Origin of the sequence: Rhodococcus wratislaviensis (genome assembly GCF_041228765.1) — a bacterium.
Taxonomy (GTDB): Bacteria; Actinomycetota; Actinomycetes; order Mycobacteriales; family Mycobacteriaceae; genus Rhodococcus_F; species Rhodococcus_F wratislaviensis.
On the sequence record NZ_CP150488.1, the window covers coordinates 24,051 to 46,387 of the forward strand.

The 22,337-nt window shown below is 67.5% G+C and carries 21 protein-coding genes; 7 read left to right on the plus strand and 14 right to left on the minus strand.

The features are described 5' to 3' along the window. Positions 1-221 precede the first annotated feature (221 nt). Positions 222-1,058 (plus strand): HAD-IB family hydrolase, encoded by an 837-nt coding sequence (locus WKC72_RS00120; RefSeq protein ID WP_370181427.1) that lies wholly within the window; start codon positions 222-224, stop codon positions 1,056-1,058. Positions 1,059-1,470: 412 nt separating this feature from the next. On the opposite strand, the gene WKC72_RS00125 is transcribed toward WKC72_RS00120, so the two are convergent. The 5 genes from WKC72_RS00125 to WKC72_RS00145 all read right to left on the minus strand — a co-directional run bounded on the left by WKC72_RS00125 (position 1,471) and on the right by WKC72_RS00145 (position 7,628). Continuing rightward, positions 1,471-2,220, minus strand: a complete 750-nt coding sequence (locus tag WKC72_RS00125; RefSeq protein ID WP_037229302.1) for a hypothetical protein — start codon at positions 2,218-2,220, stop codon at positions 1,471-1,473. 31 nt (positions 2,221-2,251) lie between these two features. Further along, positions 2,252-3,997 carry an ABC transporter ATP-binding protein gene (locus WKC72_RS00130; protein WP_037228908.1) on the minus strand — a complete coding sequence of 582 codons (1,746 nt, stop codon included), beginning with the start codon at positions 3,995-3,997 and terminating at the stop codon, positions 2,252-2,254. After that, entirely contained in the window at positions 3,994-4,968 is a 975-nt protein-coding gene (locus WKC72_RS00135; protein ID WP_112302068.1) for an ABC transporter permease, read from the minus strand. The genes WKC72_RS00130 and WKC72_RS00135 overlap by 4 nt, the downstream gene beginning before the upstream one ends. Then, on the minus strand, positions 4,961-5,887 hold the full coding sequence (locus WKC72_RS00140; protein ID WP_037228913.1) for an ABC transporter permease: 927 nt from the start codon (positions 5,885-5,887) through the stop codon (positions 4,961-4,963). The genes WKC72_RS00135 and WKC72_RS00140 overlap by 8 nt, the downstream gene beginning before the upstream one ends. Before the next feature lie 124 nt (positions 5,888-6,011). Further along, positions 6,012-7,628 carry an ABC transporter substrate-binding protein gene (locus tag WKC72_RS00145; protein ID WP_370181428.1) on the minus strand — a complete coding sequence of 539 codons (1,617 nt, stop codon included), beginning with the start codon at positions 7,626-7,628 and terminating at the stop codon, positions 6,012-6,014. Positions 7,629-7,944: 316 nt separating this feature from the next. Between WKC72_RS00145 and acs the strand changes: the two genes are divergently transcribed. Further along, entirely contained in the window at positions 7,945-9,909 is a 1,965-nt protein-coding gene (gene acs / locus WKC72_RS00150) for an acetate--CoA ligase (RefSeq protein WP_370181429.1), read from the plus strand. 51 nt (positions 9,910-9,960) lie between these two features. Here the strand turns inward: acs and WKC72_RS00155 are convergent, their stop codons facing one another. Then, entirely contained in the window at positions 9,961-11,778 is a 1,818-nt protein-coding gene (locus WKC72_RS00155) for a DUF5939 domain-containing protein (RefSeq protein ID WP_370181430.1), read from the minus strand. 73 nt (positions 11,779-11,851) lie between these two features. Continuing rightward, entirely contained in the window at positions 11,852-13,237 is a 1,386-nt protein-coding gene (locus tag WKC72_RS00160; RefSeq protein ID WP_037228923.1) for an MFS transporter, read from the minus strand. 176 nt (positions 13,238-13,413) lie between these two features. On the opposite strand from WKC72_RS00160, the gene nhaA reads away from it, so the two are divergent. From nhaA to WKC72_RS00175, 3 genes are read left to right on the plus strand one after another with little or no spacing between them, the layout of a single operon-like run. Beyond that, on the plus strand, positions 13,414-14,649 hold the full coding sequence (gene nhaA / locus WKC72_RS00165) for a Na+/H+ antiporter NhaA (protein ID WP_037228926.1): 1,236 nt from the start codon (positions 13,414-13,416) through the stop codon (positions 14,647-14,649). After that, on the plus strand, positions 14,646-15,170 hold the full coding sequence (locus WKC72_RS00170; RefSeq protein WP_037228928.1) for a phage holin family protein: 525 nt from the start codon (positions 14,646-14,648) through the stop codon (positions 15,168-15,170). The genes nhaA and WKC72_RS00170 overlap by 4 nt, the downstream gene beginning before the upstream one ends. Positions 15,171-15,177: 7 nt before the next feature. Further along, positions 15,178-16,116, plus strand: a complete 939-nt coding sequence (locus WKC72_RS00175; RefSeq protein WP_370181431.1) for an alpha/beta fold hydrolase — start codon at positions 15,178-15,180, stop codon at positions 16,114-16,116. Positions 16,117-16,123: 7 nt separating this feature from the next. Here WKC72_RS00175 and marP read toward each other — a convergent pair whose 3' ends face one another. From marP to nth, 4 genes are read right to left on the minus strand one after another with little or no spacing between them, the layout of a single operon-like run. Continuing rightward, positions 16,124-17,314 (minus strand): acid resistance serine protease MarP, encoded by a 1,191-nt coding sequence (gene marP, locus WKC72_RS00180; RefSeq protein WP_037228933.1) that lies wholly within the window; start codon positions 17,312-17,314, stop codon positions 16,124-16,126. After that, entirely contained in the window at positions 17,311-18,072 is a 762-nt protein-coding gene (locus WKC72_RS00185) for a CoA pyrophosphatase (RefSeq protein ID WP_128640172.1), read from the minus strand. The genes marP and WKC72_RS00185 overlap by 4 nt, the downstream gene beginning before the upstream one ends. Further along, positions 18,069-18,731 carry a TlpA disulfide reductase family protein gene (locus WKC72_RS00190; RefSeq protein WP_112302073.1) on the minus strand — a complete coding sequence of 221 codons (663 nt, stop codon included), beginning with the start codon at positions 18,729-18,731 and terminating at the stop codon, positions 18,069-18,071. Before WKC72_RS00190 ends, WKC72_RS00185 begins: the two co-directional genes overlap by 4 nt. 12 nt (positions 18,732-18,743) lie before the next feature. Beyond that, positions 18,744-19,589: an endonuclease III gene (nth, locus tag WKC72_RS00195; RefSeq protein ID WP_052032973.1), complete on the minus strand. Its 846-nt coding sequence runs from the start codon at positions 19,587-19,589 to the stop codon at positions 18,744-18,746. Between the two features lie 21 nt (positions 19,590-19,610). Here nth and WKC72_RS00200 point away from each other — a divergent pair, with 21 nt between their 5' ends. Both WKC72_RS00200 and WKC72_RS00205 read left to right on the plus strand, forming a co-directional pair. Continuing rightward, positions 19,611-19,883, plus strand: coding sequence for a hypothetical protein (locus tag WKC72_RS00200; protein ID WP_037229304.1), 273 nt, complete (start codon positions 19,611-19,613; stop codon positions 19,881-19,883). Positions 19,884-20,102: 219 nt separating this feature from the next. Next, complete coding sequence (locus WKC72_RS00205; RefSeq protein ID WP_005256089.1) at positions 20,103-20,777, plus strand: Crp/Fnr family transcriptional regulator; 675 nt, start codon at positions 20,103-20,105, stop codon at positions 20,775-20,777. A gap of 65 nt (positions 20,778-20,842) precedes the next feature. Here WKC72_RS00205 and WKC72_RS00210 read toward each other — a convergent pair whose 3' ends face one another. From WKC72_RS00210 to WKC72_RS00220, 3 genes are read right to left on the minus strand one after another with little or no spacing between them, the layout of a single operon-like run. After that, on the minus strand, positions 20,843-21,634 hold the full coding sequence (locus tag WKC72_RS00210) for an MBL fold metallo-hydrolase (protein ID WP_370181432.1): 792 nt from the start codon (positions 21,632-21,634) through the stop codon (positions 20,843-20,845). A 4-nt stretch (positions 21,635-21,638) separates the two neighbouring features. Then, positions 21,639-22,115: a RidA family protein gene (locus tag WKC72_RS00215; RefSeq protein ID WP_112302076.1), complete on the minus strand. Its 477-nt coding sequence runs from the start codon at positions 22,113-22,115 to the stop codon at positions 21,639-21,641. A gap of 5 nt (positions 22,116-22,120) precedes the next feature. Beyond that, positions 22,121-22,285 (minus strand): DUF4177 domain-containing protein, encoded by a 165-nt coding sequence (locus WKC72_RS00220; protein ID WP_005248493.1) that lies wholly within the window; start codon positions 22,283-22,285, stop codon positions 22,121-22,123. Between the last annotated feature and the right edge of the window lie 52 nt (positions 22,286-22,337).

Consider the following 22,337-nt stretch of genomic DNA (forward strand, 5'->3'; position numbering starts at 1 on the left):
CAGGGGGGGAGGAGGCGAGGGTCGTCAGTGTTCAGCCCCGGGGGTCGGGCTGAACATCGTCCGGATCAAATCCGGACATCAGCAATACTACACCTCCCCCGATCAGTATTTGCAAGTTCAACTGTTGAACGTTCCGTCGTGTCGATAGTGCCGAAAGACCCTTCCTTCGACCGTTCATACGAACCCCCGCCCCACCCGAAGTCCGCATATCCTTGGAAATTGTGACCGCGAAGCCACAGAGAAGTGCCAAGACAGGTCGACACACCGAGACAGGTCGGATTGCCGCATTCTTCGACCTCGACAAGACGATCATCGCGAAATCCAGCACCCTCGCGTTCAGCAGACCGTTCTTCGACCAGGGCCTGATCAATCGCCGATCGGTTCTCAAGAGCAGTTACGCGCAGTTCCTGTTCCTGCTGTCGGGCGCGGATCACGATCAGATGGAGCGGATGCGCGCCTACCTCACGAGCATGTGCGCGGGCTGGAACGTGGACCAGGTCCGGTCCGTGGTAGCCGAAACCCTCCACGACATCGTGGACCCACTGGTGTTCGCCGAGGCCGCCGACCTCATCGCGGACCACAAGTTGCGGGGCCACGACGTCATCGTGGTCTCGGCGTCCGGCGAGGAGGTGGTGGCGCCGATCGCCGAGGCACTCGGGGCCACGCGAAGCACCGCCACCCGCATGGCGGTCGCGGACGGGCTCTACACGGGCGAGGTGGAGTTCTACTGCTACGGCGAAGGCAAAGTGGACGCGATGCGGCAACTGGCCGACGAATATCACTACGACCTGTCGGAATGCTACGCCTACTCCGACTCGGTGACCGATCTCCCGATGCTCACCGCGGTCGGCCACCCGACTGCGGTCAACCCCGACCGCGCGTTGCGGAAGGCCGCGGCCGGAAACGGTTGGCCCATATTGACTTTCTCGAATCCGGTCTCCCTCCGGGCACGCCTCCAGGCGCCGTCCGCCACCACCGTCGCGACCACGGCGGCGGTGAGTGTCGGAGCCCTGGTCGCGGGCGCATTCACGTATGGAGTGTTGCGCCGCAAGCGCTGACCGCCGCAACCCGCGACACGGTCACAAACCGAATTTGATACTTGCTGTGAGGGGGGTCACGGGGTACAAAGGAGTTACGGAAGAACGGAAGGCCAAGGTCGACCCAGAAGAGAAGGATCGATCTCCCGACCAGGATTCCCAGCACGGGCACTAGGTACCCACGCGAAGCATAAGCCACTATAAGGGCAGAAGCGTTGTGGGCCTGCGAGACTCGAGTCTTCACCGGCAAGGACCCTGCACAGGTTGCAAGGACGACCCGACGATATTCGGACTCTCGCCGAGGCCACCCACACAACCCACCTTGCACGCTTGGTAACCGGTTGTCCGTGCTAACGGGCGGCGAAGTCGACACCAGTCGGCAGCGCCGCCCGTTTCACGTGTTCGGTAAGTTCTTGCAGCGCAAAGGATTCGACTAACTCGCTGCGGCCTCCGCGATCGACGTGGCTTCCCGCGCTCCGGCCTCCAGGGCGCCGCAGCACAGGACGACCCAGCTGCCGACACCCTCCGGCTCGCCCGACGCGAACGCTGCAGCCCCGTTGCGGTACGCCTGCTGCCGGCGCAACCAGCTCACCTCCGGCACCCCGAGATTGTGCGGATCGAGCCCGCTCGACACGGAAACCAGACGCGACGCGGCGCGCGCGACGATGCCGTCGCCGACCCCGAACGGCTTCAGCGTCAACAATTCCCCGTGCACCACGGCTGCCAGAACCGGCGCGGGTGCGGCCGTTCCCCCCGTCACGAGCTGTGCGAGACCGTCTAGCCGCTCCGCGACGCCGGATCCGGCCCGCGGCCTGCCGAGCAGTTCCTGATCCTCCACGAGGTCGGCCGCGGCCAGCAGATGCAGCCGTGCGAGGGCCTGCAGGGGTGCCCGCTGCCAGGTGGACTGCAACAGTGTGAGGGCGTCACCGTCGAGGGCCTGCCCGACACGCAGTGCCCCCGACAGAATCGGGTCGCCGGCCTCGCCGGGGGCGGGTAGCTCAGTGCTGCCGCCGTCCAGCGACGCCGAGGCGCGGGCCGCCCGGACCGCCGCCTCGGCCGCCGTCGTCGGCCAGCCGCGCCGGTTGGTCTTGTGGCGGTGAACCGCACCGAGTGCGTCGCGCGCACGGTCCGCGGCTTCGCGGACGCCGGGAAGGTCGACGAGGGGCTGCAACGGGTCGCTCACGTATCGGAACGCTACCCGGCGCCGTCCCGCGTCAGGCGCCGAGCCGGATCGATCCCCCGGGAATCGCATCCAGCAGCTTCCGCGTGTACTCCTCCTTCGGGGACGTGAAGACCTCGTCGGTGGTCGCTTTCTCCACGATCGCGCCGGTGGACATGACGAGCACGTCGTCGGCGATCTGCCGCACCACCGCCAGGTCGTGGGTGATGAACAGGTACGTCAAACCCAGCTCCGCCTGCAAGTCGTTCAGGAGGGTGAGGATCTGGTCCTGGACCAGCACGTCGAGCGCCGACACGGCCTCGTCGCACACCACCATCTCCGGCTGCAGCGCCAGCGCCCGGGCGATCGCCACACGCTGCCGCTGGCCACCGGACAGTTCGTTCGGGAACCTCCGCATCACCGATGCCGGCAGCGCCACCTTGTCCAGCAGATCACGTACCCGCGCTTCGCGCTCCGCCTTCGTCCCCACCTTGTGGGTGCGCAGGGGCTCCTCGACGGTGCGGAAGATCGAGTACATCGGGTCGAGCGTGCCGTACGGATTCTGGAAGATCGGCTGCACCCGGCGGCGGAACGCGAGCGTCTCCCGGCGGTCCAGCGTCGCGACGTCCTTGCCGTCGAACACGACATTCCCCGACGTCGGCGCGAGAAGTCCGAGGACCATTTGCGCGACCGTCGACTTGCCCGACCCCGACTCGCCGACGATGGCCGTGGTCGTCCCGCGCCGGACCGCGAACGACACGTCGTCGACGGCGGTGAAGTCGGTGGACTTCCGTAGCCCGTGCCGGATCTTGAACACCTTGGTCAGCCCGGTGGCCACGACCACGTCGTCGGTCGCCTGGCCGAAGTCGACACCGATCTCGCCGTGCTGTTCGGCCTCACCGACCACCTCGAGGGCATGCTCCCGGATGTCCGCCCGGGCCAGCGAGGAACTCCGGCGTTGCGACGCCAGCGACGGCGCCGCCGCCACCAGCTTCCGGGTGTACGGGTGGCGCGGCCGCTGCAGGATCTCCAGCGCCGGCCCCGCCTCGACCACCCGCCCCTTGCTCATGACGATCAGGTGCTCGGCCCGCTCGGCGGCCAGGCCGAGGTCGTGGGTGATGAGTAGGACCGCGGTGCCCAGCTCGTTGGTGAGACCGTCGAGATGGTCGAGGATCTGGCGTTGGACCGTGACGTCGAGGGCCGAGGTGGGCTCGTCCGCGATCAGCAGTTGCGGGCGGGCCGACAACCCGATGGCGATGAGGGCGCGCTGGCGCATGCCACCGGAGAACTCGTGCGGATACTGGCCGAGGCGGTCCTCGGCGTCGGCGAGTCCGGCCTCTTCGAGCAGCTCGGCGGCACGGGCCTTCGCGGCCTTGCCCTTCGCGATCCCGTTGGCTTCCAACGCCTCCTCGATCTGGAAGCCGACCTTCCACACCGGGTTGAGGTTGGACATCGGGTCTTGCGGGACGAGGCCGATCTTCTGACCGCGCAGCGCGACGAACTCGCGCTCCGAGGCCTCCGCGAGGTCCTGCCCCTCGAACAGGATCCGACCGCCGGTCACCTTGCCCGTCCCGGGAAGAAGGTTGATGATCGCGTGGGCGGTCGTGGACTTGCCCGAACCGGACTCACCGACGATCGCCACCGTCTGCCCCGGATACACCGTGAGGCTGACACCGCGCACCGCGGGCACGAGCCCGGAATGGGACTGGAACGACACTTCCAGGTCCCGGATCTCGAGCAGCGGCACCTCGTCGGCCGAATGCTTCTGCCCGGCTGGCTCGTTCGTGGACACCGCGCTCACCTCTTCCGGGCCTTGGGATCGAGCGCGTCCCGGAGAGCATCGCCCATCATGATGAAACCGAGCACCGTGATCGCCAGCGCGGTCGCCGGATAGAACAGGATCGGCGACCCCTGACGCAGCGTGACCTGGGCGGTGCTGATGTCTCCGCCCCACGAGATCTCGGTGGACGGAAGACCGATGCCGAGGAACGACAGCGTCGCCTCGGCCACGATGTAGATGCCGAGCGAGATGGTCGCGATCACGATGATCGGGGCGAGGGAATTCGGCAGCACGTGCCGGACAAGGGTGCGTATGTTCGACACACCGAGCGCCCGCGACGCCATCACGTAGTCGTTGTTCTTCGCCGAGATCACCGCGCCACGAGCGATTCTCGCCATCTGAGGCCACCCGAACAGAGCGAGGACGACGACCAGCGTCCAGATGGTGCGGTTGGCGAACAGCTGCATGAGGACGATCGCGGCGAGGATGAGCGGAATGCCGAAGAAGATGTCGGCGACCCGGGACAGCAACGAGTCGGCCCAGCCGCCGTAGAACCCGGCGACCGCACCGAACACCACGCCCACGACGAGCACGATCGACGTGACACCGACCCCCACCAGCACCGACGCCCGCGCCCCGTAGATCGTGCGGGAGTAGATGTCGCAGCCCTGCTTGTCGAATCCGAACCAGTGCCCCGCCGACGGACCCTGCATGCTGAACGCGAGATCGCAGAACCTGGGGTCGGTGCTGGTGAACAGACCGGGGAAGGCCGCCACGGCGATCACCACGACGATGATCACCGTGGCGACCAGGAACAGCGGACGTTTGCGGAGGTCCCGCCACGCATCCGACCACATGCTCGTCGGCGGCTGGTCGATGTGGACGGCGTCGGTCTCTCCCGGCGCCGCCACCTCTTCGGGTGCCACGAAATGCGCCTGACGGGTCTTCCGGTCGCCCGTCCGGGGCGACTCGTTCTCCACTTTCTCAGACATAGCGAATCCTCGGGTCGAGCGCGGCGTACAGGAGGTCGACGAGCAGGTTGGCGAGCAGGTAGATGACGATCAGCACCGTCACGAAGGACACCACCGTCGGCGCCTCACCACGGGTGACCGCCTGATAGATCGTGCCGCCGACACCGTTGATGTTGAAGATGCCTTCCGTGACGATCGCGCCGCCCATCAGGGTGGCAAGGTCGGCGCCGAGGAACGTGACCACCGGGATCAGCGAGTTCCGCAGCACGTGCACCTGCACCACTCGGCGCCGCGAAAGACCCTTGGCCGTCGCGGTTCTCACGTAGTCGGCAGTGAGGTTCTCGGCGACCGACGTCCGGGTGAGCCGGAGCACGTACGCGAACGACACCGACCCGAGGACGAACGCGGGCAGCAGCAGATTCTTGAAACTGGTGTTGCCCCCGACCGTGGGCGGCACCAACCCCCATTTCACGCCGACGAAGAACTGGGCCAGGAAGCCGATGACGAAGATCGGGATCGCGATGATCACCAGGCTCACGAGGAGGACGGAACTGTCGAAGATGCCGCCCTTGCGGAGTCCGGCCCACAGGCCGAAGCCGATCCCGAAGATCCCCTCGATGGCAAGTGCCATCAGCGACAACTTGATGGTGATCGGGAATGCCTGCGCCAAAACCTCACTGACGGGGCGGCCGGAGAAGGACGTACCGAAATCGAGGGTGAAGATGCCCTTCAGATACAGGAGGTACTGCGTCAGGAACGGCTCGTCGAGGTGGTATCGGGCACGGAGTTGGGCCGCCACCGCGGGGCTGAGCGCCTTGTCGCCGGCCAGCGCGGCGATGGGGTCTCCGGGCAGCAGGAACACCATCGCGTAGATGAGGAACGTGGCCCCGAGGAACACGGGGATCATCTGGAGCAAACGGCGACCGACGTACCAGAGCATCGGATCACCTCCTATTCGTCGGGAGCAGTGACGTCAGGAATCCGCAGCCTCGGCTCGTACTCCCGAGCGGGGCCGCGAACTGACAGCTCGCGGCCCCACCCGTCGTCGAAGAATCGTCGGTGCGTCAGTTCTTCTCGATGTCGGAGTACATCGGGATGCCCTTCCAGTCGATGACTACGTTCGACACGTTCTCCGACCAGCCGCTGGCGGCGTTGCGGTACCACGTCGGGACGGCAGGCAGGTCCTGCAGGAGAACTTCCTGCGCCTGGTTCAGCAGGTCCTGGGCTTTGCCGGGATCGACCTCACCCGCGGAGGCACGCAGAAGACGGTCGAACTCGGGGTTCGAGTAGTCGCCGTCGTTGGAGCTGCCGCCAGTCTGGTAGTTCTGCGCGAGGAAGCCGTACTGCTGCGGGTAGTCGCCCTGCCATCCCGACCGGAACGCGCTGGGGATGGTGCGATTGGTGGCCTCGGTGCGGATCTGCGCGAACGTGGGGTACTCCTTGCCCTTCGCGTCGATGCCGAGGGTGTTGCGGATGTTGTTGGCGGTGGCGTCGACCCATTCCTTGTGTCCGCCGTCGCCGTTGTACGCGATCTCGAAGCTGCCCGACCACGGGGCGATGGCATCGGCCTGGGCCCACAGCCTCTTCGCCGCCTCCGGGTCGTACTTCAGGTTGCCGTTGCCGGCGAGCGAATCCGACCAGCCCTCGATGGCGGGGCTGGTGAAGTCGAGCGCGGGGGTGCGGGTGTTGTTGTAGATCTGCTGGGTGATCTGGTCGCGGTTGATCGCCATCGAGATGGCCTGGCGGCGCAGCGTCCCCTCCTCACCGCTGAAGTGCGGCAGACGGCCCGGGATCGTGAACGTCTCGATGGTCGCGGACGGCTGGTTCACGGTGCGGCCCGGCAGGTCGGTCTCGAACGTCGTGACCGCGCTCGGCGGCACCTGATCGAGGACGTCGACGTTGCCCGCGAGCAGATCCGTGTACGCCGTGTCGAGGCTGTTGTACATGACGAAGTCGACGCCCGCGTTCTTCGGCTTGCGGTTGCCGTTGTAGTCGGGGTTCACGACGGTGTCGATCCGGACGTTGTGCTGCCACGCTCCGGGGCCGGACATCATGTACGGGCCGTTGCCGATGGGATTCTCACCGAACGCGGCCATGTCCTGGTACGCCACTGCGGGCAACGGGTAGTACGCGGCGAACCCGAGGCGGTCCGGGAAGGCGGACTCGGGCTGCTTCAGTTCGATCGTGAACGTGGAGTCGTCGACCACCTTCAGTCCCGACATGGTCTGCACGGCCGGGTTCTCGGCGGCCACCTCGTCGTAGCCCTGGATCGGGTCGAAGAACGACGCTTGGATCTGCGCATTCGTGGACAGCGCGCCGTAATTCCAGGCGTCGACGAAGGAGGCCGCCGTGACCGGCGTGCCGTCCGTGAACGTCCAGCCGTCCTTCAGCTTCACGGTGAAGTTCTTGCCGTCGGTCGTCTCGATCGACTCGGCGACCTCGTTGCTCACCCCGCCGTCGGAGTCGTAGGAGACGAGCCCCGCGAACAGCGAATCGACGACGCGGCCGCCCTGATTCTCACTGGTATTGGTGGGAATCAACGGGTTCTGCGGTTCACCCGCCCAGGCGTTGACGATTCCGCTTCCACCCCCGCTCGTCGAATCTCCGGACGAGCAGGCGGACAGCATTCCTGCTGCCAGGCCGACCGCCAGAATGGCGGTTGCCACACGTGTGATGCGCAAAACGATCCTCCCAGATCTGCGTGGTTCCGGGCAGCGGTTCCGGGCGCAGCCCGAATGATGGGATGACGATAAGTCAACGTTTCAATCTGTGTAGCCACGACGGGCGAAACTCGTGCAATCGGCACCTGATCGAAACATCGTCGGCACGGGGGTCTCCACTCGTCGTCCCCGATCGCCGTCCGTCGCGCCCAGTCGACCGATCGTCGCAGAATATGGGCATGCAACCCTCTGCAACGGTGCGCTCGGGAGACCATGTGACTACCCTCACACGTGCTAGAAGTGCCGAATTCGAGACTGGAAAGAAGGCCGGGCCACAATGACCAGTGCAGCACAGGCGAGCGGAGCGACGGAGAAGTCGGAACATTCTGATTCCGTCCCGCAGGTGTATCCGCCGAGCCCCGAGTTCACCGCCACGGCGAACGCCGGCCCCGAACTCCAGGCTGCCGCCGACGAAGACCGTCTCGCATTCTGGGCGAAGCAGGCCGAGCGCCTGCACTGGCACGCCCCCTTCTCCGAGGTCCTCGACTGGTCCGACGCCCCGGTCGCGAAGTGGTTCGTGAACGGACGGCTCAACGTCGCCTACAACTGCGTCGACCGCCACGTCCTCGCCGGCAACGGCGACCGCGTCGCCATCCACTTCGAAGGCGAACCGGGCGACACCCGCGACCTCACCTACAACGACCTGCTCGCCGAAGTCAGCAAGGCCGCCAACACCTTCACCGACCTCGGACTCGTCGCCGGCGACCGCGTCGCGATCTACATGCCGATGATCCCCGAGGCCATCGTCACCATGCTCGCCTGCGCCCGCCTCGGCCTCACCCACTCGGTGGTGTTCGCCGGCTTCTCCGCCAGCGCGCTGCGCTCACGCATCGACGACGCCGAAGCCAAACTCGTCGTCACCGTCGACGGACAGTGGCGCCGCGGCCAGGCCGCACCCCTCAAACCCGCCGTCGACGAGGCCGTGGACGGCGCCGCGTCCGTCAAGAACGTGCTCGTCGTCAAGCGCACCGGCATCGACGTCGACACCACCGAGGGCCGGGACCTGTGGTGGCACGAGACCGTCGACAAGGCGTCCGACACCCATCAGGCGCAGCCGTTCGACTCCGAACACCCGCTGTTCATCCTGTACACCTCCGGCACCACCGGAAAACCCAAGGGCATCATCCACACCTCCGGCGGGTACCTCACCCAGGCGTCGTACACCCACCACAACGTCTTCGACCACAAGGCCGGCCAGGACGTGTACTGGTGCACCGCCGACATCGGCTGGGTCACCGGCCACAGCTACATCGTCTACGGGCCGCTCTCGAACGGCGTCACCCAGGTGGTCTACGAGGGCACCCCGAACTCCCCCGACGAGCACCGGCACTTCCAGATCATCGAGAAGTACCGTGTCAGCATCTACTACACCGCACCCACCCTGGTGCGCACCTTCATGAAGTGGGGCCGCGACATTCCCGACGCCCACGACCTGTCCTCGATCCGGCTCCTCGGCTCGGTCGGCGAACCGATCAACCCCGAGGCCTGGAAGTGGTTCCGCGAGGTCATCGGCGGAAACCAGGCCCCGATCGTCGACACCTGGTGGCAGACCGAGACGGGCGCGATCATGATCTCCCCGCTGCCCGGGATCACCGCCACCAAACCCGGCTCCGCGATGGCCCCGCTGCCCGGCATCTCCGCGAAGATCGTCGACGACGACGCCAACGAACTCGGTGCCGGCGGCTCCGGCTACCTCGTCCTCGACAAGCCGTGGCCGGCGATGCTCCGCGGCATCTGGGGCGACATGGACCGCTACCGCGAAACCTACTGGTCCCGCTACCCGGAGCAGGGCTGGTACTTCGCCGGCGACGGCGCCAAGTACGACGAGGACGGGGCCCTGTGGGTCCTCGGCCGCGTCGACGACGTCATGAATGTCTCCGGGCACCGCATCTCCACCTCCGAGGTCGAATCCGCCCTCGTCGGACACCACGGTGTCGCCGAGGCCGCCGTCGTCGGCGCCGCAGACGAGACCACCGGCCAGGGCATCGTCGCGTTCGTCATCCTCCGCGAGGGCGTCGAGAACACCGGCGACACCCTCATCGCCGAACTCAAGGCCGAGGTGTCGCGGGAGATCAGCCCGATCGCCAAGCCCCGCCAGATCACGATCGTCCCCGAACTCCCCAAGACGAGGTCGGGCAAGATCATGCGACGCCTGCTCAAGGACATCGCCGAAGGCCGCGACCTCGGCGACACCTCCACGCTCGTCGACCCCAAGGTCTTCGACGCGATCCGCGGCAAGTAGGGCGCTCCGCGCCCCGTGAGTGGTTGACGAGTCCCTGCACTCCTCAACCACTCACGGGCGGCGAAGCCGCCACAGCGTCTGCTCCTCGCCGATTCCCTTCAGCGCGGTCGTGAAGACGTCGCACCGGTAGTCCGATTCCGCCAGCAGCGACGCCACCTCCGGGTCGTCGTGAACGGCTCGGGACAGGACGATGTCGCCGCCCGCCGCACACCCCTGCACCCGCGCCGCCAAGTTGACGGTCGCGCCGAAGTAGTCGGCGCGGCCGTCGTTGTCGATCATCACGGCGGGCCCCTGGTGCAGCCCGACTTTCAACGCCACCGAGTCGTCCGCACCGAGGTGCCCGCGACGGAAACCGTCCCAGCCGGACTGCATCGACGCCGCCGCCGACCAGGCCTCCCTCGCATCGGCGAACGTCGCCATCACCGCGTCACCCATCTGCTTCACGACACCGCCGTTCTCGCGCACCACGGCGTCACGCAGGTAGCGGAAATGGCTCTGCACGAACGCGAACGCCCGGACGTCCCCGATGCGCTCGTACAGGGCGGTCGAGCCGCTCAGATCCGTGAACAGCACCGCCAGGTTCGCGATCCCGATCTCGTCGCCGGGCGCGACCCCCTGATCCGGAAAGAGGTCCTGGAAACCGTCGAGCGACGTGACGAGCGCACCGGTCGCCGCGGCGTCCTTCCACCGCTCCCGCTCGACCACCACCAGCGCTTCGCCGGGGAGCCGGTTGGCAACCTCCAGACGGATCGCCCCGTCGGTGTCGGGAGAACCGTGCACGCGGAGTTCGCCTGGACCGCACTCGACCCGCAGCGTTCCACCGGCAGGGCCGACCTCGCAGTGCACCGGGGTGCCCACCTGATAGCACCGGAGGCGCAACCACCCCGGGTCGACGTCGAGCCGCTCGGAACGCTGCTCGCCCGGATCGAGCCGCAGCTGAGCCACCGCCGACGGTGAATTCGCCGGACCACCGATGCAGTACCGGGCCCGCTCCGCCCGGCGGACAGCCGGGTTGACGTCGAAGCGGATCTCCACCGACCGTGCCAGGTCGGTGTCGAAGGCGATGTCGCACGTGTCGCAGTGGACGCGGCTCGCCAGCTGTCGAATGCGGCCGGCGTCCTCGCGGACGGTCCGGCAGACGGGGCAGAGCACGCTCCAGCTCAGGTCCAGCAGTCCGCAGTCCGCGGCGTGGAGGAAGACGTACAGCAACTGCATCCGATCGACACCCCAGCGGTCCGCCAGCTCGAACGGTCGCATGCCCGTCACCTCCAGGTCGGACGCGGTCCGCAGGTGGGATTCCAAGTGTCCGATCAGGTTCGGGGCATCGTGCGATCGAGACAGCTGTGCCGTGCGGAGTTCCAGCCGGCCGGCGTCGAGTTGCTCCGGCGGCGGCAGGGCGGGCACGGCATGCGTCTGCGGGTCGCGGATGTGGAGTTCTAACGCGCGCGCGAGCGCCACCGTCTTCCGTATACCCGTGCGCGCCAGCAGGGTTCGCGCCACGATCGCCCCGAACCACGTCCGCGGGACGATCCGGGCGAACACCTCGACTTCGGTCTCGTCGGCGGCCGGGCGAAGCCGGACACCCGTGGAGACCTCCGCGAGCGGACCGCCGGAGAACCGACGGAGGACCTGGTAGAAGCGGCCCTCGATCCACTCGAACGGGAACTCCTCGTACCGCACCCGCCGCCCGTACGAACGAGTCTCCGCCGAATAATGCCCCTTGCGCCGGCGGTCCAGCATCGGAGCGAAGTGCACCGGTGACAGGTCGATGTTGCGGTTGAGCCGATCGGTATCGGCGAGGAACGACCACAGATCCTGCTTCGGCAGCCGGATCCGGGCCGTCCTGGACAGCAGCACGGCTTTCGCCATGCAAGAACTATAGGCCGCTGCGCGGCTCGTGAGTGGTTGACGAGTGCAGAGACTCGTCAACCACTCACGGGGGCTACGCCCCTACGTCGTCGAGCGACTGGTCGCGGGTCTCGCGCATGACGAGCAGCGCGACGAACGTGAGCGCGGCGGCGATCAGCAGGTAGATGCCGACCCAGCCGACGCCGTACGAGGTGGCGAGCCAGGTGGCGATGAACGGGGCCACGGCTGCGCCCAGGATGCTGGCGGTGTTGTAGGCGATTCCCGAACCCGTGTAGCGCACGTTGGTCGGGAACAACTCGGGCAGAACGGCACTCATCGGCCCGAAGGTCATGCCCATCAACAACATTCCGATGGCCAGGAATACGAGCATGCGAGCGTTGCCCATACCTTCCTGGTTCAGCATCACACCGAACGTGAGCCCGAACACCATGATGAGCCCGGTGATGACGAGCAGCGTGACGCGGCGGCCGTAGCGGTCGGCCAGCCACCCCGACACGGGGACGGCGGCCGCGAAGAACAGGACCGCGATCAGCTGGAGGACCAGGAAGTCGGTGTAGTGGAAGCCGGCTCCCGTGCCGCCCTGGGCGGGGGTCTTGCCCGTGCCGTAGCTGAGCACCCAGGTGGTCATGATGTAGAAGAGCGTGTAGGTGGCGAGCATGACGAACGTGCCGATGATCAGCTGACGCCAGCTGGTCTTGAACACCTCGGCCAGCGGGGTCTTCACCTTCTCGCCCCGCGCCACGGCGCGGGCGAACACGGGCGTCTCCTCGAGCTTCAGCCGCACGTACAGACCGATCATCACCATGATCGCGCTGAGCAGGAACGGGATACGCCAGCCCCAGGTGAGGAACGCGCCGTCCAGGTCGGGGCTGCTGTTGTCGTGGTCCAGGAACAGGGTGATGATCAGGAACAGACCGTTGGCGAGGAAGAACCCGATGGGCGCGCCGAGCTGCGGCCACATGGCGGCCCAGGCCCGCTTGCCCTTCTGCGCGGTCTCGGTCGCGAGCAACGCCGCACCACTCCACTCACCGCCCAGTCCCAGACCCTGGCAGAAGCGCATCAACGCCAGCAGCGCGGGCGCGACGAGGCCGATCTGGTGGTACGTCGGCAGCAGGCCGATCACGAACGTGGCGATACCCATGGTGAGGAGTGAGCCGACGAGCGTCGTCTTGCGTCCGATGCGGTCGCCGAAGTGGCCGAACAGGATCGAGCCGAGTGGCCGGGCGACGAAGGCGAGACCGAACGTGGCCAGGGAGGCCAGCAGGGCGGTGGTGCCGTTTCCCTTGGGGAAGAACAGGTGCGGGAACACCGACACCGCGGCGGTGGCATAGATGTAGAAGTCGTAGAACTCGATGGATGTCCCCACCATGCTCGCGACGACGATCCTGCTTCTGGGTACGCCGGCGACGGTGGCCCCGCCGTCAGGTTCTGGCTTCGACGTATCGACGGCACTGCTCACTCGACTTACTCCTACACGATGCTATTTCAACTATTGGGACGAGAGTCCATTCCTTAGGAATTGAACACCTCGTGTCTTTCGATTGGCAAATTGGATAAGCTCTTCTCGGTGCGCCGGGAAGTCTGGTCGGCAGAGCATTTGCCGTACCCGGACCACATCGAAAGCGAGCGACCCCGGTGACCCAGCCCCTCCGCTCCGAACTCTCCCGCTACCTCCGCACCGAGACGGTCGGCGGTTCGATCCTGCTCGTCGCCGCGGCGATCGCCCTCGTGTGGGCGAACTCCCCCGTCTCGGATTCGTACTTCGCACTGCGCGACTGGCCGATCGGCCCGGAGGCGCTCCACCTGAACCTGACGGTCGGGACGTGGGCGCAGGACGGGCTGCTGGCGGTCTTCTTCTTCGTCGCCGGCCTCGAACTGAAGCGGGAAATGGTGGTGGGCGAACTCGCCGACCGCAAACGTGCCCTGCTCCCGATCATCGCGGCCTGCGGCGGTGTGGTGGTGCCCGCGATCATCGCCGCGACGATCGGCGCCGGCACACCAGGCATGGATCGGGGCTGGGCGATCCCGGTCGCCACCGACATCGCATTCGCACTGGGTGTGCTGGCGCTGACCGGGTCTCGCATCCCGGCGAGCGCCCGCGTGTTCCTGCTCAGCCTGGCCGTCGTCGACGACCTTCTCGCGATCGTGCTCATCGCGGTCCTGTTCACCAGCTCGATCGCCCTGCTGTGGCTGCTGGGCGCCGCCGTGTGCCTGGCCGTCTACGCGTTCGCCCAGCACCGGCGCATCACCACCCCACTGCTCTACGTTCCACTCGCACTGCTCACCTGGTACTGCATGCACGACGCCGGAATCCACGCCACACTGGCCGGTGTCGCGCTCGGCCTCCTCACCCGGGTCCGGCGCGACCCCGGCGAGAGAGAATCCCCGGGCGCCCGCCTCGAGCACCGCATCCAGCCACTGTCGGCGGGCGTCTGCGTCCCGCTGTTCGCCTTGTTCGCGTCCGGCGTGGCCCTGAGCAGCGAGCTCCTCGGGCAGCTGTTCACCAACCCCATCTCGCAGTCCGTGATCGCGGGGCTCCTCGTCGGCAAGACCGTCGGCATCTTCGGCATCTCCTGGCTCGCGATCCGCCTGGGTATCGCGAAGAAACCGCGAGCACTGGGGTTCCGGGACATGTTTGCCCTCTCAGTGCTCGGTGCGATCGGGTTCACCGTTAGCCTTCTCGTAGCGGATCTCGCGCTTGCGGGAATCGGTGACGGCAGCGAGGCCGAAATAGCTAAGGTCGCGGTGCTCGTGACATCGTTGACAGCGTCGCTGATCGGATCAGCGTTACTGTGGCGACGCGGTCGGGCCCATGCGGCCCGGAAGGATGACTCGGAAGTGCAAGAGCTACCTGGAGGGGTCGACAAGTGAGCATCACTCACGGCAAGGGAGACAGCCCGCGATACACGGGAGACGGGGTGCCGAACACGGTGTCGTCGATCCCGCTCACGGACGTGGACGCTCAGACACCCGGCGAGGCGAGCCTCGGCACGCTGGTCAAGCATGCGACCGCGCAGGTGTCCACCCTCGTCCGCGCCGAGGTCGAGCTCGCGAAGGCCGAGGTCACCGGTGAGGTCAAGAAGGGCCTGCAGGGCAGCCTGTTCTTCATCCTCGCGTTCACCGTGCTGCTGTTCAGCTCGTTTTTCTTCTTCTTCTTCCTCGCCGAACTCCTGGACGTGTGGATCGCCCGCTGGCTGGCATTCCTGATCGTCTTCCTGATCATGGTCGTGGTGACGGCGCTTCTCGCCCTGCTCGGTTATCTGCGGGTACGCAAGCTCCGCGCACCGGAGAAGACCATCGACTCCCTGAAGCAGGCCAAGACGGTGCTCCCGACGTCGTACTCGGATGCGGAAGCCCATCTCGCATCGTCCAGCGGACGTCACGCGCGGTAACTCGCCTGTGGCACCACCCGATCCGTCTACCGTCCGTTTCGACGGCCCCTGGATTCATCGCGACATCCATGCCAACGGAATCCGCTTCCACACCGTCGAGGTCGGCGCATCCGCACCGGATGCGCCGCTCGTCGTCCTGCTGCACGGATTCGCGGACTTCTGGTGGTCGTGGCGCCACCAGCTGACCGCGCTGTCCGCGGAGGGGTACCGGGCCGTCGCCGTCGACCTCCGCGGCTACGGGGATTCCGACAAACCGCCGCGCGGCTACGACGGGTGGACGCTGGCCGGCGATATCGCCGGCCTCATCCGGGCCATGGGATACAGCGAGGCCACCCTCGTCGGGCACGCCGACGGTGGCCTCGTCTGCTGGGCAACGGCCGTTCTCCACGCCCGCCTCGTCCGGTCGATCGCACTGGTCAGCTCGCCGCATCCCCTCGCGCTCAAGCAGGCCGTCCTCCGCGATCGCTACCAGCGCAAGGCGCTGCTGCCGTCGTTCGTCTCCTGCCAGGTGCCGTGGCGTCCCGAACGTCGCCTCACCCGCGACAACGGGTCGGAGGTCGAGCGGTTGATCCGCGCACGCTCCGGCCCTGCCTGGACGGAGAACCCGGAGTTCGACGTCGTGATGTCCCGGATGCGCTCGGCGATTCAGATTCCCGGGACCGCTCATTGCACGCTGGAGTACCAGCGGTGGGCGTTCCGCAGCCAGTTCCGCCCGGACGGCAGCCGTTTCATGGCGTCGATGGATCAGACGCTGCGGATCCCGGTGCTGCACCTCTACGGCGACCTCGACCCCTACGTGCTCGCGGACACCGTGCGCCGCAGCCACCGCTTCGCGCCCACCCAGCAGATGCAGACGGTCCCCGGTGTCGGCCACTACGCGCACTGGGAAGCCCCCGAACGCGTCAATGCCGCCCTGCTGGACCTCGTCGCACCCCGCACGGTCTGACCGACCGTCAGAGGATGCACGCCCCGGTGTCCACGGCGGCGGACGCCCCGGACGCAGCCTGCAGCTGACGCGACACCTCGGCGGCGGTGAGCACGAACCCGGTGTCGCTGTTGTCGACGGCGGCGCCGAACACCACACCGAGCACCCGGCCGTCACTGTCGACGAGCGGCCCGCCCGAGTTGCCCTGCCGGATGGAACCGCGGACCGTGTACACCTCACGCTGGACCGTTCCCGCCCGGTAGATGTCGGGTCCGCTGAGGTCCAGAATCTCCCGGACACGCGCGGCGCTGGCCGTGTACGGCCCGCCGCCCGGGTAGCCGAGCACCAGGGCGCTGTCGCCGGTCTGGGCCGGCTCCGGCGCGAAGTTCAGCACGGGGGCGTCCAGTCCCGGCACCTCGAGCACCGCGACGTCGGCGGACGGGTCGAACAGCACGACCTCCGCGTCCATCGGTCCATTCGCGGTGTCGACGACGATGCCCGCCGTCCCCGCGACCACGTGGGCGTTGGTCATCACCCGGTCGGGGGCCACGACGAAACCGGATCCCTCGAGCGCCCGCTGGCAACTCGGGGCCACACCCCGGATCCGCAGCACGCTCGATTGCAGCGAGGACGCAACGGGGCTCTCCAGGACGCTGGCGTCCGGCGGGTCGACGGTCGTGATGGGGGTGCGCCCGAACGGCCCGATGACGTCGGGAAGCCCGGACGTGTCGAGCAGGGCGGTGAACTCGGTGGGCAGTTGCCGCATCCAGGCGGGCGCGATGTTGTCGACCGTTTCGAGGACGCTCGACCCGCGCACCGCCGCCGCCAGCTGAGGCTGGGACGAGGACGTGAGCGGGATCGCGAGCAGCCACGCGGCGACGAACACCGCGACAGCCTGCACACAGGCGCCGATCACGCTGTCGACGGACCGCGCGACCGGACTGTGCATGCTGCCCCGCGCGGCCCGGCCGAGGACCATGCCCGCGACCTCGCCGACGATGACCAGCACCACGATCAGGGCGATGCCGACCAGCACGCGACCGCGGCCCTCGTCCACGTGCACCAGCACGTGCGGGGCGATCAGGATGCCCGCCACCGCACCGAGCACGACCCCGATGAAGGCGAGCACCGACGCCACCGCACCCTGCCGCCAGCCGGACGTCGCGGCGACGAAGGCGATCAGCACGATCGCCAGGTCGATCCAGTGCGAGCCGGTCACCGCTCGGCCGCCGGCCGGTTGTGACCGTGGGTCAGATGGTCGTCGTCCAGATCGTTGTCGAGTTCGGCGAGGACGGTGTCGAGGTCGCGGATGTCGTGCCGGTCCCACTCCTGTTCCCAGCCGGAGACCGCGAACAGCGCGGCCAGGATGCCTGCCGTGAAACCCCACACGAGCATGCCGTCGGCGGCGAACGCGGGCCCCTGGTATCCGGCCCGGTGACGCACCTGAAACCGGTTCCGCGGATCGATCAGGGTGTGGACGGGAACCCGGGCGACACGTTCGGCCTCCGCGGGATCGACCACGCCGACCGCGCTGGGCTTCTCCCAGTACGCGAGGACGGGAGTGACGTCGAATCCGGACGGCGGGATGAAGATCTCCTCGAGCACGGCGAGCGGGCGGACACCGGACGGGTCGAGTCCCGTCTCCTCCTGGGCCTCCCGCAGCGCGGTGGCGATGGGTCCCTCGTCGCCGGGATCGCTGGCGCCACCAGGGAACGCCACCTGGCCACTGTGCTGACGCATCGTGGACGCACGCTGGGTGAGCAGGATGTCGGCGTCGGCGGGCAGACCGCCCGACATCAGCGGGTCCGCCGCGGCGGGGCCGCCGAACAACACGAGCACCGCCGCCTCACGGGTGGTCGCGCCGCGGGGCGCGCGCCGATCGAGGACGGGATTGATCCTGTGCGGGTCGGCCGGGGTCCGGTGCACGACCCGGCGCAGCCAGGGCGGAACGGCGACGCCGTCCACGGAATTCGTCATGCCGCCACCCCCAGGTTCTGTTCGACGGCGTCCGCGATCTCGTCGACGCTGCGGAACGGCTGCGGCAGAACCTTCGCCACTGTGCCGTCGGGCCGGATCAGCACCGAGACGGGCAGGACAGGCGGGGCTCCGACCGCGGCGCGGACACGACCGTCGCCGTCCTGCACACCGGGAAGGGTGACGGAGTAGTCGATGAGCCGGGACAGCGCGCTGGACTCGTTGGGATCGGTGTGCACCGTAAGCACGGTAACCGCGTCACCCGCACGATCCGAAAACTGCTGCATATAGGGCAGCTCCTCGGCGCAGGGGCCGCACCAGTAGGCCCACAGGTTCAGCAGCGCCGGTTTACCACCGAGCGCGGCAGCCAGATCCACCTGGCTGCCGTCGCCCACGCATTCCAGTGTGATGCCGGACAGGACCGAACCCGGCGAAGGATCGGACGTGGCCGCCGAGGCCGGGCACGATGCCAGGCCCGCCTGCGTCCTCAGTGCCGCGAGCGCGTCGGGATCGGCGCTCACCGCTGTCGGGGTTCGACCACCCGAACCGAACCGGTCCTGGTACGACGGCGCCTCCGCGTCGTCACCCCGCGGCCAGATCGCGACGACGAGAGCCACCACGACCACGAGGGCGGCCAGACTCCACCGCGCTGCGCTAGACACTCGTATCTACCCTCACCTGCCGGCCAGACGCAGCAGATGCTCCGTCTCCGGTCCACGAACCAGTTCTGCGGCGACGTCGGGGTCGATCGGGCCGAGCCCGTACGACGGACAGTCCTTGGCGAGCACGCACACCCCGCAGGCGGGTTTGCGGGCGTGGCAGACGCGCCTGCCGTGGAAGATCACCCGGTGCGAGAGCAGGGTCCACTCCTTGCGCTCGATCAGGGCGCCGATCGCGTGCTCGACCTTGACCGGGTCTTCCTCCTCGGTCCACTTCCAGCGTCGGACGAGCCTCCCGAAGTGGGTGTCGACGGTGATCCCCGGCACATCGAACGCGTTGCCGAGGATCACGTTGGCCGTCTTCCGGCCGATCCCCGGCAGCGTTACGAGGTCCTTCAGGTTGGCGGGGACCTCGCCGTCGAAGCGTTCGAGCAGAGCCTGCCCGAGCCCGATCAGAGAGTTCGTCTTGTTGCGGTAGAAACCGGTGGACCGGATGTACTCCTCGAGTTCGGTGCGTTCGGCCTCCGCGTACGCCTTGGCGTCGGGATAGCGGGCGAACAGCGCCGGCGTCACCATGTTCACCCGCACGTCAGTGCACTGCGCGGAGAGGATGGTCGCGACGGCGAGGTCGAGTGGGGTGGTGAAGTCGAGCTCGCAGTAGACGTGGGGGAAGGCCTCGGCGAGGCGCCGGTTCATTCGCCGGGCGCGCCGGACGAGTCCGAGCCGGGTTTCGTCCTGCTTCGCGGCCCGCGAACGGGTGCGTCCACGCACTTCGGAGCCGTCGCTGGGGGTCGCATGCACGGGATCAACTCTACGGATACCCGACCGATCCGAATCGCCGCTGTGTCGCTTCTGAGACATTTGCAGTGTTTACTTCCCGGTATGCAAGGTCTCGCTGTGGTCCTCTTCCCAGTGCTGCTGATGCTGTTTGCGCTGGCAATGGAGCGGGTGGAGTTCAGACTCCGCCGGCTCACGGTTCGTCAGCAAGAGGTGGAAGAGTTCCTCGACCAGGCAAGTCACGACGAAGTGGCCACCCTGGCCCACGAAGGTTTCCCCCACGCATTGGCACGCTTCCATCGACGTCGCAAGGGTCGGTCGGGCTTCGAAGCCGACGACGCCGCCGTCACCGAAGTGGGCTCGCGGCGCGCCAGCTGAGCGCTGGGCGGCCCCCGAATCAGCACACCGCAGGACGCATCCCCCGGTTAACTTTTGCGACTTCCGTGGTATCGGTCACTCAGACCGAGCCGTCTCAACGTAGACTTCAGAGCCGTACCTGTTGCACAGCGACACGCCGCGGATCACCGGGGCACCGTCGACATGCAGCAAATCGCGCACAATATGCATACAGACGAACAATATTCCCAAGGAGCGCACGTGGACGACGTCCTGGCAAGAGCCGGCATCTTCCAAGGAGTCGAGCCCTCAGCGGTAGCGGCGCTGACCAAGCAGCTGCAGCCTGTCGACTTCCCCCGCGGACATGTCATCTTCAACGAAGGTGAGCCCGGTGACCGCCTGTACATCATCGTTTCGGGCAAGGTGAAGATCGGCCGCCGCTCGCCGGACGGCCGTGAGAACCTGCTGACGATTATGGGCCCGTCCGACATGTTCGGTGAGCTGTCCATCTTCGACCCGGGTCCGCGTACGTCCACCGCCACGACCGTCACCGAGGTCCGCGCGGTCAGCATGGACCGCGAAGCGCTCAAGGCATGGATCGACCACCGCCCCGAGATCGCCGAACAGCTCCTGCGGGTGCTCGCGCGCCGTCTGCGTCGTACCAACAACAACCTGGCCGACCTCATCTTCACGGACGTTCCCGGTCGTGTCGCCAAGGCCCTGCTGCAGCTCGCGCAGCGGTTCGGCACCCAGGAGGCGGGTTCGCTGCGTGTCACCCACGACCTCACGCAGGAAGAGATCGCCCAGCTCGTCGGCGCTTCCCGTGAGACCGTCAACAAGGCGCTCGCCGACTTCGCCCACCGCGGATGGCTGCGCCTCGAAGGCAAGAGCGTGCTGATCTCCGACTCCGAGCGCCTGGCACGTCGCGCGCGGTAGTCCCCCGCACCTACGACTGCGGCCACCCCCTCACACCGAGGGGGTGGCCGCAGTCGTTTCAGTGACTAGTCGAGGCTGCGCAGGTAGGCGAGCTGCACATTCACGGACTTCTCCGCCACCGGCCACAACTTCGGGTCGACGTCGGAGTAGACGTGCTCGACCACCTCGCGGACGGTGGGGGTGCCGCCGAGCGCGCCGAGCGCGGCCCGCACCTGGTCGAGTCGCTCCTCGCGATGATCGAGGTACTGCTGCGCGACGACGTTCAGTTCGGGCAGTTCGGGTCCGTGGCCGGGCATCACCCGGTGTCCGGCCCCGAGGTCCAGCAGGCGGCGCAGCGACGACAGGTAGTCGCCGAGGTCGCCGTCCGTGTCGTCGAGCACCGTGGTGCCGCGGCCGAGGATCGTGTCGCCGGTGAGGACGGTGCCCTCACCTTCCACGGCGAACGACACCGAATCCTTCGTGTGCCCGGGCGTGGCGATCACCGTGAGGGTGAGCCCCGCGACGTCGATGGTCTCGCCGTCCACGAGGGTGTCGCCGCCGCCGCGGAGGAATTCGGGGTCCACCGAACGCACGGGCGCGCCGGTGAGTTCGAAGAACCGCTGCACTCCCCCGGTGTGGTCGAAATGACGGTGCGTGATCAGCGTCAGTGCGACCGGTCCGAGTGCCGCGACGCGGGCGAGATGCTCCTCGTCGGCGTCACCCGGGTCGATCACCACACACTCGTCCCGGCCCGGCGCACGCAGAATCCACGTGTTGGTTCCGTCGAGCGTCATCATGCCGGGATTGTTCTCGAGCATCACCGAGACGATCGGGGTGACCTCCCGCACCTGGGCGTAGGCCGGATGGGCAAGTGTCATGGCACTACGACTCCGGCTGCACTTCGGCGATCAGCTCCACCTCGACGGGGGCGCCGAGCGGCAATTCCGCGACGCCGACAGCCGAACGCGCGTGGGCACCCGCGTCACCGAACACCTCGCCGAGAAATTCGGAAGCGCCGTTCACAACGCCGGGCTGACCGGTGAATCCCTCGGCGGACGCGACGAATCCGACGACCTTCACGATCCGCACCACCGAGTCGATGCCGACGAGCGCGTCGATCGCCGCGAGCGCATTGAGTGCGCAGGCCCGGGCCGCGGCCTTGGCGTCTTCGTCCGACACGCCGGCGCCGAGCTTGCCCGCGATCGTCAGGTTGCCCTCGACGATCGGCAGCTGCCCCGACGTGTAGACGTAGTTGCCGGTGCGCACGGCGGGCACGTAGGCGGCCACCGGCGGGACGACGGACGGCAGCGTGATGCCGAGCTCGGCGAGGCGGGCGGTCCAGTTCTGTGTCTCTGCCACGGCCGTCAGCCCTTCGGACGCTTCAGGTACGCGACGTGCTGCTCACCGGTGGGTCCGGGCAGAACCGTCACCAGTTCCCAGCCGTCGGTGCCCCACTGGTCGAGGATCTGCTTGGTCGCATGTGTGAGCAGCGGAACGGTGGCGTACTCCCAGGAAGTCAATTCACTCATGCCGGTGAGCCTATCCCCCGCACATCCCGGCTCCCAGACTTATAGGCTCGAC

Coding starts and splice junctions, on each gene's coding strand:
- WKC72_RS00200 (WP_037229304.1), top strand. CDS start 19,611: ATGCAAGGTCTCGCTGTGGTCCTCTTCCCAGTGCTGCTGATGCTGTTT.
- WKC72_RS00210 (WP_370181432.1), bottom strand. CDS start 21,634: ATGACACTTGCCCATCCGGCCTACGCCCAGGTGCGGGAGGTCACCCCG.
- nth (WP_052032973.1), bottom strand. CDS start 19,589: ATGTCTCAGAAGCGACACAGCGGCGATTCGGATCGGTCGGGTATCCGT.
- WKC72_RS00155 (WP_370181430.1), bottom strand. CDS start 11,778: ATGGCGAAAGCCGTGCTGCTGTCCAGGACGGCCCGGATCCGGCTGCCG.
- WKC72_RS00135 (WP_112302068.1), bottom strand. CDS start 4,968: ATGTCTGAGAAAGTGGAGAACGAGTCGCCCCGGACGGGCGACCGGAAG.
- acs (WP_370181429.1), top strand. CDS start 7,945: ATGACCAGTGCAGCACAGGCGAGCGGAGCGACGGAGAAGTCGGAACAT.
- WKC72_RS00140 (WP_037228913.1), bottom strand. CDS start 5,887: ATGCTCTGGTACGTCGGTCGCCGTTTGCTCCAGATGATCCCCGTGTTC.
- WKC72_RS00185 (WP_128640172.1), bottom strand. CDS start 18,072: ATGACGAATTCCGTGGACGGCGTCGCCGTTCCGCCCTGGCTGCGCCGG.
- WKC72_RS00220 (WP_005248493.1), bottom strand. CDS start 22,285: ATGAGTGAATTGACTTCCTGGGAGTACGCCACCGTTCCGCTGCTCACA.